Origin of the sequence: Legionella hackeliae (assembly GCF_000953655.1) — a bacterium.
Taxonomy (GTDB): domain Bacteria; phylum Pseudomonadota; class Gammaproteobacteria; order Legionellales; family Legionellaceae; genus Tatlockia; species Tatlockia hackeliae.
Genome location: NZ_LN681226.1, coordinates 78,478 through 93,738, shown reverse-complemented (window position 1 = coordinate 93,738; position 15,261 = coordinate 78,478). Strand labels below are relative to the sequence as shown.

The following is a 15,261-nucleotide window of genomic DNA, read 5'->3' as shown; positions in this document are numbered from 1 at the left end:
AATAAAATTTATCGGTAAAAATAATAATTTTTATTGCATTAATGCATTTCAAGTTATAAATTATGTCACATGGAATGCGTTTTATATAAAAACGGAGTTTTAAATGACAATCGATCATGTGGATAATCAAATCATAAAAATGATAGTCAGCGGCTGTCATGTGAATGACATTGCAGAAGATACAAAAAAGTCAAAAAGATACATTCTTTATCGACTCAGTGACTTAAAAACAAGCTTTAATTGTAAAACCACGCCTCAGTTAATTTATATGCTGACTACATCAGGGTTAATTAAGTAATATTTTTTACATGGATGTATTATGAATAATTCGATTTATTATTTAGGCTTTAACAAGCTTCTTTCATTAACCAAATGCTCTAAAGAAGCACTTCTCTTAGATAAAATAATTTTTCATCATCAAGGCACTCTTTTAAAGCGTGACAATAGATTATGGTTTACAAGGAAAATCCCTGATCTTGCTGCAGAACTTGGGTTTAGTGAAAGTAGAATATACATCTACCTAAAAAGCTTAGAAGAAGAAGGCCTAATTATTCGAAAACGATTTAAATATTACGGCGTACCTCGATCGTTTATAGCTATTACAGAAACACTTCAAAACAAATTACAACTGATCTACAAAGAACCAGAAACCATTATAGAGATAAAAGAAAAGGAGATTACCCCTGAACCGGATATAAACGAGAGAATGGATTATCTTGTTTCAACAGATACCATTAATAAAGAAAAAAATAGAGTAATTAATAATATTACTTTTCCTAATTCAGACAATAAACTACCATTTACTGAGCTCAATATCGTTAAAGGGATGTTGTTGAATGTTCAAAAGCAACACGGAGTAAAACTATCCTCACCACAAAAAGTCTTCGATGAGGTGGTATTTTCATTAAATAACCAAGAGCAATTTCAAAAAATTGGCACTTTTCAACACAAAATTAATATAATTTCTCAACTTCTTCGCACTAATCGCTGGAGAACACCCAAAGGATTTAATAAATACTCTCCTGAAGGGAAACATTACCAAGAAAAGCAAGATCAAGAAAAGGCGGCCCGCCTGCAATTGAAGAAAGAAGAGTGTACTTATTCTGGATTAGATGAGATAGCTACGAATAACCGTTTATGCAATGGTTATGAATTGGCTCATCATCCAAGTACTAACAAGGAATTGCAAAAATCCCTTCAAATTCAACAAAGCCTTATTAATGGTATTAAAAAAGATATTAAAACAATAAAAAACCGTAATATATTGGATAATTTTCTTAAAATATTAGCTCAAGAAGAAACAAAATTATCTAAGTTACAGGCCGAATTATCGTTACAATAGATTATGCCATTCCCTTGATAGCTTCGGTCGAGTTTTTTTGTATACTATTCTCAATCGTTTTAGAACAAAACCATAGAATAAGTGCACCCAAAATTGCATAAAAACCTAGCTGGGTAAAAGCGCCCAAATAGTGTTCATTACTAATAAGAGGATTTAATGATTCAGATTGAGTCATTAAATTAGAAAAATAATTGGATATTGTGGCTGCTATTCCTGAAGCCATCATCCATATACCCATCATGAGCCCTTGTAATTTTTCTGGTGCAAGACTTCCTATCATCGCGTAACCAACAGGAGCAATAAGCAACTCCCCTATTGCTTGAAGAAGATAATGCACAATAATCCAACTCATGCTAGTTAATCCATCAGTACCACAATTCTCTATGCCAACAGTCAATGCCAAAAACGACAAAGCAATAAACAGTAAGGAACTCATAAATTGTTTTGATATGGAAATGGTGATTTGTTTCTTCCTTAATTTATCAAATAGTTTGACAGCTATAGGTGAGCCAATAATTACAAAAATTGAGTTTAAATTCATTAACCATTGTGGAGGAATATAATAAGAACCCATGTAAATATTCACGTTGTACTTCAAAAATTGAGAAATACCCATCGGTCCTACAAAATAAAGCATCCAAAATACAATTGAACTTCCAGTTAAAAATACAAAAGAATAAATTTTTTTCCGTGCATTATGCGGACTTAAACTACGTCCAAGTAATGTAATATATAATAATGCCGCAGCACCAATAAAAAGTATGAGGCTATTTGCTAACCAGGAATAATAAAACCCTACTAGAAGGATAGGTATAATTAGTATGATTAATACCAGTCCTAGCTGCCCCCTCTTTATCTCCTCTCTGATATTTACGTTATCTTTTGCAAAATATCTCCACGATTTAATTATGAAAAACACCGTAATTAAATTAATCAAATTACTTACTTCAAATAAACGATCGTATCTATCGTTAATATCAATAAACCCACTCATGACATAACCAGAGAGAAACCCTATATTCATCGCGCTGTAATTATAAAAAAATGCTTTTTCTCTTAATTCATTTTCGTTACTAGTAAATTGTTGGGTAATAAGGCAATTAATACATGTAGATCCTAATCCGCAACCGATAAGAAACAAACTTAACCCTAGATATACAAATGACTCAGAAAAATTAAGGACTATTAGGCCTAAAGTTTGTATTAGTGTTGAAATGGCAAATAGCAATCGATTACTTAAAAATCTGTCCCCAATGTAACCAGCTACAAAATGCAAAATGAAATTTGATGCAAGAAAAAATCCAACGACCCCATTGGATTGCATTTGAGTTAAGCCAATGTTCTTTGTCAAATAAAGGGATAATGATGAAAATAAAATAGCAAAACTAAATGTAGTTACTGCGTTTAACCAATGTAAATACACTATTCCTTTTTTCTCACCTCTTACAGCATGCATTTCATATCCTTATTAAAAAAAATTCTTTACTGTTACATCACACAATCAATTTCTTCATATTTTAGTAGGATTAAATCCCGCAACAATTTTTTAGGTTCAATTTGCATTGATGGAATAGCTGTTTGTTCGGCCAATATAAATCCACTTTTATTACAATGCTCAATAAAACTAAATAGCTTTATAAAATAATTATCAACGTTAAGAAATCCTATCTTTTTGTCTAGCTCTCCAACTTTTATGGCATTCCATGTTTCAATCGCTTCCTCTAATGTTCCCAAACCACCTGGCATAACGACAAATGCGTCTGCCAGTTGTTGAAGCATTCTTTTCCTTTCTTGCATGGAAGAAACTATATGAAGTTCATCTAGAATGTCTAACGGTTTTTCCTTGTCTAAAAGATGTGTGGTTATAACCCCGACTACTTTACCGCCTAGCTCTTTTACAGTTTTTGCTAATAAACCCATCATACCCAGACTTGACCCACCATAAACTAGGGAAAGTCTATGAGCCACTATTTCATGAGCAAGTTTAATAACAGCTTTTTGAAATGCCGGATTACTTCCAGAGCTAGCGCCAAGGTATACACAAATTGTTTTCATTACACATTCCCTTTATTACTTACTTTGTATCATACAAACAGCGCTTGGTATGAAATAGGAATAGAAATTATGGAACGAACACTCCCTGCAAACGTCCCACCATAAAATAATACCAATCCCCGTAAATGTCCCATCTTTAAGGTTTAATTTCTATTGAACCAACTCAATATAATCTTCCATTGATATGATAGTACCTATTTCATTATGTTTATTTTCTTTAATGAAGCTATGAAAAGAGGCTTTGGTTGCAGGGTGATCTAGGCCATGCTTTTTATACCAATTTTTAAGAATACTACTTTGCTCTTTTATGAACTCCTCAAAATCATTGTTTAAATCGCTTTTTTGATGTTCTGTTAATTTATCTAGATAAGTGTTTATCTTTTTATTTACATACTGCTTGTAACGCTCTGACTGTTCTTCCAATTTTTCTTTCTTTTCTTTTTCTTTAGCCTCTAAGATCTTGCGACGCTCATTAATTACAGCTTTGCTCGATCTGCTTAGCTTATAATCTTTTTTCAATGCTTCAATCAAATAGCCAGCTAATCCTCTAATTTTTCCAGCAACAAAACTTTCTGATTGAGTAATAATTTCTACTTTCTCTCGAATATACTCACTATCATATTTTGCATATGTCTCATCAATCATTTGAGTCGAAAATCCAAAAGTATTAATCAATATTTGTTTTAACTCCTCATCAATTGATAAGTTATTTAGCTGAATTGGAGATTCATCAACCTGTTTTTCTAGTTTGAATCGAACTCTAGTAACTTTCTGATTAACTCGTTCTATTTCAGGAACAATACGGATAGGTGATACGGTATTTACTTCATTTACCCCAACATCAAGTACTCTTTTCTTAAAATCCTTAAATACTTGATATTTTCCATCAAATACGCCCATTAACTTTCTAAAAATCTCTATAGGAAACCATGGTGTCTGCGCAAGTCCTTTATATCGAATACAGTTCTCATAAAGCGCCAAACCATAACCTGATTTAAACTTTGAAATTAGATCGATATTGATTTGACCATAAATCTCAGGTTGATACATGAGATCTTTCATTACCTGACTATATTCATAAATACAAATCCCATTTGAAAGTTCCGCAGAAGCCAATATTGAGCTTGCCTTCCACTTTTTTTCTTGTCCTGTTGAACAATCAATAACGTTCCACTCGATAGCTATTGTTATTAATCCAATGAGAGCTTCCTTTAACTTTGCAGTATCTTTGCTATTGTAACCAATCAGTTGATATAGATCCTTTCCTCTGATTTCGAATTGCTGTTTGTAAGGAAGATCTGGATATGCATTAAATAGCAGGGCATTAAACAGCTTTCGCTGAACTAATGACAGGTTATTAGAACAATGTATTGCGTTAACATGTTTTTTGAGTTCGAGACTCTTATTATTTATTGCTACGCTTCCCATACGTTTCTCCATGCTACTAAACACGTAATCCGAGTACTCGGATTAGCTTTCAATCCGAGTACTCGGATTCTGCTACAATTTGCTCTAAATAATTTGAAACGTGTTTACACATATCTTCTACATTAACAAAACTAGCAATCTCTTTATTAAGAACAATAGATGGAAGTCCTCGATAATCTGACTTAAAAGTAAATAATTTTTTTCCATTTATAGAAATATAAGACTTAGCATTACTCGTGGTTTTAGTTTCATTTTTTTGTAGTAATGTCTTCTCTTCAAATATTTTTTCTAATTTAGCCTGTGAGGTGATTGTCTTACCTAACTGATTCGCAATAGAGAGCATTTTATCGTAGTTGCTTTTAGACTTATTAAGTAATTGAACAATCGTTACAGCAAGCTGTTTAGAAAGGGTATGTACATCAGGGATAGCGTCCACTATATCTTCTGGAATTTTAGAATAAGCCATCAATTCATTAAATGTTGAATAGGAAATACGTAATTTTTCAGAAAGTTCCTTTTCTGTTTTAAATACATTATCTGATAACAATCGTTTATAAAGCATCGCATTAGAATAATTACTAACATCATTCCTTAGCTTATTTTCTGCATCTTGCGATGCAATCGCGTCTTGTACGTTGGGAATATCTTTTCTAATTACAAGAAAAGGAATTCCTAATCGCATACAGGCGATGTGTCTTCTTCGGCCGAAAATAACCTCATACTTTATTTTCCCATGAGGATTAGGGTGGTTTCTTACTAAAGCTGGCTGTAACTGCTTATTTGATTTAATAGAATCAATTAGACCATCAATATCACCCAACTCACCTTCTTGGCGGTTAGCATATTTCCATGGCTCGCACTCTTCTGGGTTAACGTAAATTAATTCCTGTTCAGCAAATTCAATCCCAGATTGGGTTTTAAAATAAGATGGCGCCTTAGGAGCAGCTTGTTTTAAAACAACTTCTTCCTCAGCGGTCTCTATTTTCTTTACTTGACCACTTTTCATTAGCATACCTAAGGGGCCAGAATTATGAACGTTACGTTTGCTATTATCCATGTTACTCTCCACTTACAAAGGATGCTTTAGATTGCTTTTCCCAGATTTCTTTAAAGTTATTAATAATTTCAAGATTTACATCATCCAAATGTTGCAAAGCTCTGCGATAAGCTTCGCGGCTACCACGCGGTTTTGAAACATCATAAATGGTTCCAATCTCATTAGCTGCTTTTGCAACTTCAACGGTTTCACACATATGATTTGTGAGAATATATCTACCAAACTGTTCTCGCATCATATTCTCCATCTGTAATGCTTCGTTACTTCCGCTGTGCTTGGAAATGAGGATTCGCAAATACTCCAATTTTTTTGAAGGTAATTCCTTGAACATATTTCGTAAGGTAGCCGTATACATAATAAAGCTTGAATAGTCGTTCATACTGGGAGGAATAGGGATAATGATTCCATCACAGGCAATGATTGCGTTGAGCGTTAACAAGCCAAGATTTGGGCCACAGTCGATCAAAATAACATCATATTGATTTTTAATAATCTTTAATGACTCAGATAAGCGAATAAAAGGAGAACCTAAACGCTCATGGTTGTTTTCTTTTTCGTTAGGTAATATAAGATCACAATCTTGTATGGCTAAGTTAGCAGGGATGATATCTAAACCATCAAAATGCGTTTTTAGTATTACATTTTTGATGTTGTTAGGATTTGAGATTAACACATTGGTTATTGTGTCTTCATAACGTAGTTCCAAATCGGGGATTAACCCTGAACTAATTAAAGTTGCTGTTCCTTGTGCATCGAAGTCTAACAGGAGAACCTTTAAACCTTCGATGGCAATTTTCTTTCCTAAATCAACTGTAGTTTCAGTTTTCCCAACTCCGCCTTTTAAGTTAGAAACAGCTATGGTTAAGCATTTCGAACCTTTTGGTCTTTTGTATCGAGTTTCTGCTTTATCTCTAAGCGCATTGATGGCAGCTAATGTATATTTTTTTACTTTTCTACCATTTTCAGAGTCTTCGATTACTACTCCTGGTATATCATCTGAGGATTCTAATAATTTTCTGAATGTAGGGTCAGAAACCTTAACCATTTTTGCGGCTTCAATTGCTCCCCAAGTTCTTGGTTTTTTTCTTTTTTCGGGATTAATTACAAAATTTCTTAATGTCAGTAACATTTCGTTACCCGCTTGATAGAACTTATCCATTAATTGTTCTGGATGATCTGTACCATACGTAATGATTTGAGGATCAAGCATGATTTCCCTTTTATTAAAATAATTAATTTTCACATTTTTTATAATTTATCTGTGATTTATTGAAAATGCAACAGAAAATTAAAATTTCTATTTACTATAGAAACACAACGTGTTTTAATTTTTTTAAGATCATTTTATTAGTTGTTTAGAAGTTGGATGAGTCAATGTTCTTAAGGGTTTTAAAAGAATCTTGGGGACACTTACGGGAATTGTCAGGGACGTTTACAGGGATGGTTGCGGCATTTACAGGATAGGGTGAGACGTTTTCGGGAAGCAAAAATAAGAAAAATAACTGATGATGCGACGTTTACAGGTAAGGTGGGACGTTTGCAGGGATAATTGAGGAGAGACACTTGTGTCAAATATAGAATTGAAGGGATTGAAGTTGCTTCGAGCCTTAGACAATTCATTCCAGGATGGAGAATCTATACCCAGCGAATCGATAACTCATTTAGCTGTTGAGTTATTAAATTCTGGCAAATATCAGCCTAGACAACAATTTAATGAATCTATTTTAGACGAGCTTGCAAACTCCATCAAAGTCCAAGGGATTATTCAGCCACTTATTGTTAGAAAGATTACAGAAGAACGTTATGAAATTATTGCTGGTGAGAGACGTTGGCGAGCAGCAAAAAAAGCAGGATTAACTTATGTGCCAGTTATTATTAGAAATATTGATGATAATGTTGCTCTTGCATTTTCACTGATTGAAAATATTCAACGTGAAAATCTTAACCCGATTGAAGAAGCGTTAGCATTAAACCGTTTTCGCGAAGAGTTTGAAATGACTCATGAGGACATAGCACAAATGATAGGGCGATCTAGAGTCTCGGTTACTAATACGCTTCGCTTACTATCTTTGGATTCTAGAGTAATAGAGATGCTAAACGAGGGTAAAATTGATATGGGACATGCCCGATCGCTTTTGAAACTTTCGCCAGAACATCAATATCAGGTTGCATGCACCGTCATTGAGAAACAGCTCAATGTGCGGGACACGGAGGTATTAGCAAACCGATTGAAGTTATCAGGGAATAATGAACGTGACAAGACTTTTTCTTTTGCTACACGGCATGACAAGTGTGAGGAGTGGAGTACCTATCTATCTCAACAATTTACAACAAATGTTTCTGTAAAAGTAAATGCTGAAGGTAAGGGAAAAGTGATTATCGAGGTGAATTCTGCTAGTGAGGTTGATTGGTTGATCAAACTAATGAGCGAAAGAGGATAGTTATCCACAAAATCTGTTGATAACGTTGTGTGATAATCGTGGGTTATAACGTAATTAAGCCTGTTAATGAGAAAGAAGAGCGTGTTTAATTTTTGGATTAATGATGAGACCATTGCGTATTTTTATCAGTAGCGTACAACAAGAATTTAAAGAAGATCGTCTAGAGATATGCCATTGGTTGAAAAATGATCCCTTAATGCGTCGTTTTTTTGATCCATTTTTATTCGAAGAATTGCCTGCTCATGATAGGAGGGCAGATCAAGTTTATCTAGAACAAGTACGTGCTTGTGATATCTATATTGGTCTTTTTGGCTATGATTATGGCTTTGAGAATGCAAAAGGTGTTTCCCCTACTGAGGAAGAATACAATCTAGCCTCCGAGGAACATAAGACCCGATTAATTTTTATAAAGGGAAATGAAGAAAGTAAACGTCACCCTAAAATGAAAAATCTTATTACTCGTGTTGGAACTGAATTAATCAGAAGGCGTTATCAATCTATTTCCGAGCTTATTTCCAGTGTTTATGCGGCTTTAATACATGATTTAGAAGAACGAAAATTAATCAGAAATAGCCCTTTTGATGCTGCTCCTTGTCGAGGAGCAACATTATTTAGATTTAGATGAAGAGGGGATGACGGCTTTTTTACGTCGAGCAAAACGAGGACGTGGATTTCCACTGCCTATCGATGCGACCTCTTTTGAATTACTGTCCCATTTGAATTTGCTAGAGGAGGATAAGCCTACACATGCAGCAATGTTACTCTTTGGAAAACAACCACAACGGTTTGTTATGTCATCCGAGGTAAAATGTGCTCATTTTCACGGGACAGAAGTAGCCAAACCCATTCCTTCATATCAAGTATATAAAGGCACGTTATTTTCACTGGTCGATCAGGCGATTGATTTCGTAATGTCCAAAATTAATCTTTGGGTGGGAACCAGAGAGGGCGGGGCGGAAGTGCCTGTTGCCTATGAAATTCCTCAGGAAGTTGTCGCAGAAGCGATTGTGAATGCGGTTGCTCACCGTGACTATGATAGTAATGGAAGTGTGCAGGTTATGCTGTTTGCAGATCGATTGGAAATTTGGAATCCAGGAGGACTCCCTCCATCATTAACCTTAGAAAAATTACGTCATCCACATGGTTCTGTTCCAAGGAACCCTTTACTTGCTGAACCCTTGTATTTGACGAAATACATTGAGCGCATGGGAACTGGTACAGGCGATATGATTCGTAGTTGCCGTGAGGTTGGACTGCCTGAGCCTGAATTTTCTATCTCCGATGGATTCAAGACAACCATTTGGCGTAAATCATCATCGATGACCGGACAAGTTACCGGACAAGTTACCGGACAAGTCGATCCATGGATTGAGCGGGTACTCAGAGCATGCGAATTAAAAGGAGAGCTGAAAAGTATAGAACTGCAAGAGATTGCTGGGATCAGGCATCGTGAAACTTTTCAACGTAATTATCTTGATCAATTGCTCAGGGATGAGTTAATCGAGCGTACTATCCCAGATAAGCCTAAAAGTAGATTGCAAAAATATCGCTTGTCCAAAAAGGGAAAAATTTTATTAGAAGATTTATCTAAAAATAAAAAATAGGATTAAGCCGGTGTTAGAAAAGAGAAAGAGATAAAAGCAATTATTAAAGTGACTTTGTTTGAATGATTTCTGTATAAGGGAGCGCTGTTTAGCAAAATATCACCGAAGGGCAATTTTTATGCGTTTAAGTAAAAAAATCAACTTCCATATTTTAGTTTTAAGCGTTGTTTTGACTACAACCAATGGTTTTGGTTACATAAAAAACGTCGTTTCATTAAGCGCTATTAAAACACGTTTATGATAACTCTATATATTAAATAATCATTAAACATAGATGGATTCGATATTAAAAGAGAAAATCAGCTAAGGCAAAACGGTAAGCCATGGCGTCATTTAGAAAATAGCCAAATTAGCAATGCGCTTTAGGCGATCAGGGTTGTCTTCAACATAAATTGCGGTGGTGACAATGTTAGCATGACCCGCAAGACGAGAGACAGCTTTAATATCCGCGCCTTGTTCAATTAAGCGGGTAATGAAAGTACGTCGACCAGAATGGGAGCTTGCCCCAATGATTCCTGCCTTATCATAGAGTGACTTGAACCATTTTTGCAAACTATTAGGCGTAAAGCGACTTTTACGTTGGGTCTGAAATAAGGGTTTGTCTCGTGCAACATGTTTTAGGGTATCGAGATGAGCTTGGAGTGCTTTGCGGATTTTTTCATTGGCAAGATAAGCGTAACGTTGTTTTTCACCTTTGGTCATTGAGCGCTTCAAACAAATCTCTTCGAGTAATTGATAGTTGTAATCGGCTACATCTGCAATAGTGAGAGAGGCGATTTCTTTCACTCGCAATCCAAGTCCAAAAGAACAATATACAAGGGCACTATTTCTTATAGCGAATTGCCCATCTTTGGCAACAATAAGCAGGCGCTTAAACTCTGTCTCACTTAAGACCCTGGCTTTTCCTTCTTTTGGCATAAAAGACTCAATATTTTCCTGTTTTAATGGTATTCTAAATAAATTAGGCTGTCTTGGCAAAAGCAAAAATAAAACTGTGGTTTATAGTAGAACTTTAGTATGAATACACTCATCGATGCAGCAATAAAATATCTTTCCAATCATTATTGCAGTGAAAAAGAGCTCATAAGGCAATTAGAGAGGGATTTTTCGCATGTGCCCGAGTTAGATGCTCAGATTCATGCAACCATAGTTCGCCTTCGGGAATTACATTTAATTAATGATAATCGTTTGGCTGAATCATTAAGTGCCCGTTATATCCATAAAGGAAACCGTTTTATTCAACAAATATTAAAACAAAAGGGCGTTAAAGAAGAGGTGATTGAGCAAATCTTAGAACATATTGAACTGGAAGAAGTTCGCGCCCTAGATGAAGCTCGGAAAAAAATGCGTGGATTTAAAAATGATACAGATGAGGCGATAAATACAAAATTGGCTCGTTTCTTAAGTGGCCGAGGTTTTTCCCATGCTACGATAAAAACCGTACTTAAACAGTTAAGTGAAGAACAGACTACTTAAAGTTTTAGATAGTGTAGCGGATGAATACAACAATCATTTGCATCTATAAGAAAAGAAAACTGTAAATTAAACTCTGAATGAAATGATAAACTTACAACGCATCATGATTATTGGTAGACCAGGAAGTGGCAAGTCCACTTTTTCTGTTATGTTGCAAAAGAGTTTAAATATTCCTTTGTTCCATTTAGATAAATATTTTTTTATTGCCGATTGGGTGCCACGAGAATATGAGAATTTTTTGTCACTCCAAAAAGAATTAGTTGCTAAGCCTTGCTGGATTATTGATGGTAATTCCAGTAAATCATTCGAGATACGTTATCGTGAATCCGATATGTGCTTGTACTTTAATTTACCCAAATGGCTATGTTATTGGCGGGTATTTAAGCGCTTGTTTTATAAGGCTTCAGAAATCGATGATAGAGCCGCTGGTTGCAATGAAACGGTACGATGGTCGCTATTAAGTTATATGTGGAACTATGAACAACGGATTAACCCTTTATTAAATGCTTTAAAGAACCAATATCCAAAAGTGAAATTCATTGAGCTGCGTAGTCCATATGATGTGGCGCACTTGATGCGTGTGCTTACACATAAAGAAGAGTACAGTATTGTGACAGGATTTTAATAAATGATGCCGACGAATATGATGATACTCTTGATGGGTATTGCAGGTACCGGTAAAAAAACCATAGGCGAGGCAATTACAACACTGGCTTCTCAGTTTCGATTAGCGCATCACCATGCTTGGATCGATCCGGTTCTAAAACTTCTAGGTAACGATGCTCAAGTATTTTGGTCTCTTGATGATAAAGGATGGGCAGCGCTTAACAAGGCCCGAGATGTGATTTTTGATACGATGACTGAGGTTTGTTCTAAAGAAACGAGCTTTGTTATTACCTATGAGCTCTTAGCGAATAATTCTTGGCATCAGGAGTTTTTTAATCAAGTACAAGCCGTTGCTCAAAAACGGGAAGCTATGTTTGTTCCTATCCGATTGATTTGTAATGGTGCAGAGCTTGTTAAACGCTTAAAATATTCAGATCGAAAAGGCTATTTTAAAACACAGGATGAGGCACTCATTACAAAAAGACTGTTTGAAGAAGACGTTTATTTTAGCAAAGAGCCGTATGAAATGACTCTAGATGTTAGCTGTCTTTCAGCAGAGGAGTCAGCGCGTCGTATTTTGGATTGGACTTCCTTAGTTTATGGGAGTAAAAATCAGAATCTTGAATTTAAACCATTGGGTCAAAGAGATTTGAACTTAATGACCCAATGGTTTGCAGAGCCTACGGTAAAACAAGGGTACGCACGAAATCAACAGTTTTCTTTGGAAGATATTAGTGCAAAGTACTCACCCCGAATTGAAGGCATTGAGTCTATCCCCAGTTTTATTATTTATTTAAATCAAAAACCAATTGGTTTTATTCAATATTACTGTCTTTCCGACCATTTACCCGAAGGAATTTCAGGACATAATGCTTCCTTGTTTGACGAGGCAACACCTGAACAATTGGCTGGTATCGACCTTTTTATTGCAGAGCCATCGTTTCGTGGAGTAGGGTTGGGCAGACAAATTATAAGGCGTTTTATTGCCGAACAACTCTACAAATTTAAAGCCGTTGTGGTTGATCCACAAATTGGAAATGAGCAAGCCATTCCGTGCTATCAAAAGGCTGGTTTTCTTCCCACGCAATACAGTGAAGACGCTAATTACCTACTCATGATAAACATGCTTTCTTATAGAGGCTCCTATGAATATTCTTGAAACTTCCCGTCTGATTTTACGTACTTGGAGAGAAGCTGATCTTGATCCTATGTCACTTATTGATCAAGATAAAAAGGTATGCCAATTTTTACCAGGAATAGGGAACAGGAGTGCTACAAAAGCAGGCATTGAGCGGATGATTGCACATTATAAAGAGAAGGGATTTTCTTTGTATGCTGTTGAACTAAAAAATACTGGAGAAATGATAGGATTTTTAGGGTTAATGACCCCTTCTTTTGAAGCGCACTTTACCCCTGCTGTTGAAATTGGCTGGAGACTTTCCTCAATGCATTGGAATCAGGGTTATGCTACGGAGGGAGCAAAAGCGGTTTTGCATTATGCATTTACCTCTTTAAATCTTCCCAAAGTAGTTTCATTTACAGCAGTGAATAATCTAGCTTCAAGACGTGTTATGGAAAAAATTGGTTTACAACATAACCCAAAGGATGATTTTGACCATCCCAAATTGGAGCAAAACAGTCCCTTGAGACGGCATGTGCTTTATCGATTATCTAGGGCTGATTATTTGAAAAACAAGAGTATTCAAGAATGATTTGGGAGACCACATTAAAAAAAATTACGGATGAAACGGCAAATCGTGCTGCTAATAAGTGGGTAAAAAAACCTACCCATCTTAAGCTTATCAATAATCAAATTAACTGTGTTTATCGATTTGAATCTAAGAACCAAGGCTTTTACCTTCGCATGACGCATGAAAAAATACGAAAAGCTCACGAACTTTTGAGTGCCATTGATTTTCAGAAGCATTTATTTTTGTGTGGTACGCCTATTTGTGAACCGGTTGTATCCCAAGAAGGAAATGATGTCGAAACGGTACACCAAGATGATTTGGAATTTTTTGTTCATGTTTGCCGTGAGGTGCCAGGGCAAATCATGAATTTTGATTATCCAGATAAAAAAGCTTATCTCACATGGGGCCGCGCCCTAGGTCTATTGCATCAAGCCTCGCAAAGTTATGTTGCATCGGAACATCATTTTTTAACTTGGGAAGATTTGTGGCGTGAAACTTGGGATTATGCGCGTCAAGAAGAGGCTCTGATCCAGGATTTATACCAAACCATCACGACACGCTTCAAAACTTTTTCAATCAACTCAGCACATTTTGGCCTAACCCATGGGGACCATCGTCCTGGGAATGTGCTTTATGATGGTGAGAGCGTTCATCTGATTGATTTTGATGAGCCAGTTTATCATTGGTATCTTGCCGATATCGCTAAACCTTTTTTGGACTTATGCAATAAGCCATGGCCTCTCTGGAAACCCCTGTTTGAATGGTTTATAGAAGGGTATAGGCAAATCCGGCCATTGAGTTCAGACGAATTAAAAGAAATGAATCATTTTTCGCAAATGAAAAGCTTGGATATCTACCTTTGGTGTAAATACAACTGGTTTGAAGAAACAGCGCCAGGAGGAAAGCCACGCAATGAGTGGCTTCATGACTTAAAAACTATGGCATTAACGCCTTTGTTTTATGTACCATAATCGATTAAGGCGATTTATATTGGGGTGGGTAATGAATAATATCATGGATGCGCGATAGTTCATTGGTTGGATTCCGGTAGCCATGCGGTTGATTGGCATTAAAACGAAGCCCTTCTCCTTTAGAAAGTTTTTTCCAGCTCCCGCCTAACAAAAGCTCAATGGTTCCATCCACAACAATGACATGCTCAATGACTCCATGTTTATGGGGAGGTGAAAGATGTTCACATTCGGGCAATAACTCAATAACAAACAATTCAAAATGTAACTGCTCATCAAAAGGAAATAGAGGCAGTACTCGTATTTTTTCATCATCTGGATGCAAGGTTTCAGCATGTCCCGCCCTATAAACAGGATTGGTTGAATTATCCAGACTGTCTTCAATAAACGAAGAAAAGGAGGCTTGAAAGCCGCTCGCAATTTTCCATAAGGTAGAAATCGTTGGACTTGATTCTTCTCGTTCAATTTGCCCGAGCATCGCTTTAGAAACGCCGGTTTCAAGCGCTGTTTTGTCTAAACTCCAACCTCGTTCTTGTCTTAATGATTTTAATGTTTTTGCAATACGTTTTGAAATTTCTTGCATGATATCTCTT

General features: G+C 36.0%; 17 protein-coding genes and 1 pseudogene. 10 read left to right on the top strand and 8 right to left on the bottom strand.

The features are described 5' to 3' along the window. Nucleotides 1-103 precede the first annotated feature (103 nt). Together LHA_RS15700 and LHA_RS15695 are read left to right on the top strand one after the other, a co-directional pair. Nucleotides 104-298: a hypothetical protein gene (locus LHA_RS15700; RefSeq protein WP_011212464.1), complete on the top strand. Its 195-nt coding sequence runs from the start codon at nt 104-106 to the stop codon at nt 296-298. A 21-nt stretch (nt 299-319) separates the two neighbouring features. Next, a complete protein-coding gene (locus LHA_RS15695; protein ID WP_011212463.1) occupies nt 320-1,342 on the top strand; it encodes a helix-turn-helix domain-containing protein in 1,023 nt (340 codons plus the stop codon). A 1-nt stretch (nt 1,343) separates the two neighbouring features. Here the strand turns inward: LHA_RS15695 and LHA_RS15690 are convergent, their stop codons facing one another. The 6 genes and pseudogenes from LHA_RS15690 to LHA_RS17460 all read right to left on the bottom strand — a co-directional run. Then, nucleotides 1,344-2,798 (bottom strand): peptide MFS transporter, encoded by a 1,455-nt coding sequence (locus LHA_RS15690; protein WP_011212462.1) that lies wholly within the window; start codon nt 2,796-2,798, stop codon nt 1,344-1,346. Between the two features lie 32 nt (nt 2,799-2,830). After that, on the bottom strand, nt 2,831-3,397 hold the full coding sequence (locus LHA_RS15685) for an LOG family protein (protein ID WP_011212461.1): 567 nt from the start codon (nt 3,395-3,397) through the stop codon (nt 2,831-2,833). A gap of 150 nt (nt 3,398-3,547) precedes the next feature. Next, nucleotides 3,548-4,825, bottom strand: coding sequence for a replication initiation protein (locus tag LHA_RS15680; protein ID WP_021436873.1), 1,278 nt, complete (start codon nt 4,823-4,825; stop codon nt 3,548-3,550). Between the two features lie 49 nt (nt 4,826-4,874). Beyond that, a complete protein-coding gene (locus LHA_RS15675) occupies nt 4,875-5,882 on the bottom strand; it encodes a ParB/RepB/Spo0J family partition protein (RefSeq protein WP_011212459.1) in 1,008 nt (335 codons plus the stop codon). A gap of 1 nt (nt 5,883) precedes the next feature. Continuing rightward, nucleotides 5,884-7,092, bottom strand: coding sequence for an AAA family ATPase (locus LHA_RS15670; RefSeq protein ID WP_011212458.1), 1,209 nt, complete (start codon nt 7,090-7,092; stop codon nt 5,884-5,886). Between the two features lie 56 nt (nt 7,093-7,148). Beyond that, nucleotides 7,149-7,220: pseudogene (locus LHA_RS17460) on the bottom strand (hypothetical protein); the annotation flags it as partial. Nucleotides 7,221-7,447: 227 nt separating this feature from the next. Between LHA_RS17460 and LHA_RS15665 the strand changes: the two are divergent. The 3 genes from LHA_RS15665 (at nt 7,448) to LHA_RS15660 (ending at nt 9,927) form a co-directional block, all read left to right on the top strand. Further along, nucleotides 7,448-8,323, top strand: coding sequence for a ParB/RepB/Spo0J family partition protein (locus LHA_RS15665; RefSeq protein ID WP_011212457.1), 876 nt, complete (start codon nt 7,448-7,450; stop codon nt 8,321-8,323). Nucleotides 8,324-8,423: 100 nt separating this feature from the next. Further along, entirely contained in the window at nt 8,424-8,948 is a 525-nt protein-coding gene (locus LHA_RS17595) for a DUF4062 domain-containing protein (protein ID WP_230304939.1), read from the top strand. Then, nucleotides 8,905-9,927 carry an ATP-binding protein gene (locus tag LHA_RS15660; protein ID WP_230304945.1) on the top strand — a complete coding sequence of 341 codons (1,023 nt, stop codon included), beginning with the start codon at nt 8,905-8,907 and terminating at the stop codon, nt 9,925-9,927. The genes LHA_RS17595 and LHA_RS15660 overlap by 44 nt, the downstream gene beginning before the upstream one ends. 333 nt (nt 9,928-10,260) lie before the next feature. Here LHA_RS15660 and LHA_RS15655 read toward each other — a convergent pair whose 3' ends face one another. Continuing rightward, the gene (locus LHA_RS15655) at nt 10,261-10,845 is read right to left on the bottom strand and encodes a tyrosine-type recombinase/integrase (RefSeq protein ID WP_011212591.1); all 585 of its coding nucleotides are present in this window, start codon (nt 10,843-10,845) and stop codon (nt 10,261-10,263) included. Nucleotides 10,846-10,944: 99 nt separating this feature from the next. Here LHA_RS15655 and LHA_RS15650 point away from each other — a divergent pair, with 99 nt between their 5' ends. The 5 genes from LHA_RS15650 to LHA_RS15630 all read left to right on the top strand — a co-directional run bounded on the left by LHA_RS15650 (nt 10,945) and on the right by LHA_RS15630 (nt 14,671). Further along, entirely contained in the window at nt 10,945-11,403 is a 459-nt protein-coding gene (locus LHA_RS15650; protein ID WP_011212590.1) for a regulatory protein RecX, read from the top strand. Nucleotides 11,404-11,485: 82 nt separating this feature from the next. After that, nucleotides 11,486-12,028 carry a P-loop NTPase family protein gene (locus LHA_RS15645; protein WP_011212589.1) on the top strand — a complete coding sequence of 181 codons (543 nt, stop codon included), beginning with the start codon at nt 11,486-11,488 and terminating at the stop codon, nt 12,026-12,028. Nucleotides 12,029-12,031: 3 nt separating this feature from the next. Next, on the top strand, nt 12,032-13,168 hold the full coding sequence (locus LHA_RS16720) for a GNAT family N-acetyltransferase (protein ID WP_021436852.1): 1,137 nt from the start codon (nt 12,032-12,034) through the stop codon (nt 13,166-13,168). Beyond that, entirely contained in the window at nt 13,155-13,721 is a 567-nt protein-coding gene (locus LHA_RS15635; RefSeq protein ID WP_011212587.1) for a GNAT family N-acetyltransferase, read from the top strand. The genes LHA_RS16720 and LHA_RS15635 overlap by 14 nt, the downstream gene beginning before the upstream one ends. After that, nucleotides 13,718-14,671 carry a phosphotransferase enzyme family protein gene (locus tag LHA_RS15630; protein WP_011212586.1) on the top strand — a complete coding sequence of 318 codons (954 nt, stop codon included), beginning with the start codon at nt 13,718-13,720 and terminating at the stop codon, nt 14,669-14,671. Before LHA_RS15635 ends, LHA_RS15630 begins: the two co-directional genes overlap by 4 nt. Nucleotides 14,672-14,675: 4 nt before the next feature. Here LHA_RS15630 and LHA_RS15625 read toward each other — a convergent pair whose 3' ends face one another. Then, nucleotides 14,676-15,251, bottom strand: a complete 576-nt coding sequence (locus LHA_RS15625) for a helix-turn-helix domain-containing protein (RefSeq protein WP_011212585.1) — start codon at nt 15,249-15,251, stop codon at nt 14,676-14,678. Nucleotides 15,252-15,261: the final 10 nt, after the last annotated feature.

What these genes read in the sequence shown, in the direction of transcription:
- LHA_RS15700 (WP_011212464.1), top strand. Translation starts at nt 104, where the DNA reads ATGACAATCGATCATGTGGATAATCAAATCATAAAAATGATAGTCAGC.
- LHA_RS15695 (WP_011212463.1), top strand. Translation starts at nt 320, where the DNA reads ATGAATAATTCGATTTATTATTTAGGCTTTAACAAGCTTCTTTCATTA.
- LHA_RS15690 (WP_011212462.1), bottom strand. Translation starts at nt 2,798, where the DNA reads ATGCATGCTGTAAGAGGTGAGAAAAAAGGAATAGTGTATTTACATTGG.
- LHA_RS15685 (WP_011212461.1), bottom strand. Translation starts at nt 3,397, where the DNA reads ATGAAAACAATTTGTGTATACCTTGGCGCTAGCTCTGGAAGTAATCCG.
- LHA_RS15680 (WP_021436873.1), bottom strand. Translation starts at nt 4,825, where the DNA reads ATGGGAAGCGTAGCAATAAATAATAAGAGTCTCGAACTCAAAAAACAT.
- LHA_RS15675 (WP_011212459.1), bottom strand. Translation starts at nt 5,882, where the DNA reads ATGGATAATAGCAAACGTAACGTTCATAATTCTGGCCCCTTAGGTATG.
- LHA_RS15670 (WP_011212458.1), bottom strand. Translation starts at nt 7,092, where the DNA reads ATGCTTGATCCTCAAATCATTACGTATGGTACAGATCATCCAGAACAA.
- LHA_RS17595 (WP_230304939.1), top strand. Translation starts at nt 8,424, where the DNA reads ATGATGAGACCATTGCGTATTTTTATCAGTAGCGTACAACAAGAATTT.
- LHA_RS15660 (WP_230304945.1), top strand. Translation starts at nt 8,905, where the DNA reads ATGCTGCTCCTTGTCGAGGAGCAACATTATTTAGATTTAGATGAAGAG.
- LHA_RS15655 (WP_011212591.1), bottom strand. Translation starts at nt 10,845, where the DNA reads ATGCCAAAAGAAGGAAAAGCCAGGGTCTTAAGTGAGACAGAGTTTAAG.
- LHA_RS15650 (WP_011212590.1), top strand. Translation starts at nt 10,945, where the DNA reads ATGAATACACTCATCGATGCAGCAATAAAATATCTTTCCAATCATTAT.
- LHA_RS15645 (WP_011212589.1), top strand. Translation starts at nt 11,486, where the DNA reads ATGATAAACTTACAACGCATCATGATTATTGGTAGACCAGGAAGTGGC.
- LHA_RS16720 (WP_021436852.1), top strand. Translation starts at nt 12,032, where the DNA reads ATGATGCCGACGAATATGATGATACTCTTGATGGGTATTGCAGGTACC.
- LHA_RS15635 (WP_011212587.1), top strand. Translation starts at nt 13,155, where the DNA reads ATGAATATTCTTGAAACTTCCCGTCTGATTTTACGTACTTGGAGAGAA.
- LHA_RS15630 (WP_011212586.1), top strand. Translation starts at nt 13,718, where the DNA reads ATGATTTGGGAGACCACATTAAAAAAAATTACGGATGAAACGGCAAAT.
- LHA_RS15625 (WP_011212585.1), bottom strand. Translation starts at nt 15,251, where the DNA reads ATGCAAGAAATTTCAAAACGTATTGCAAAAACATTAAAATCATTAAGA.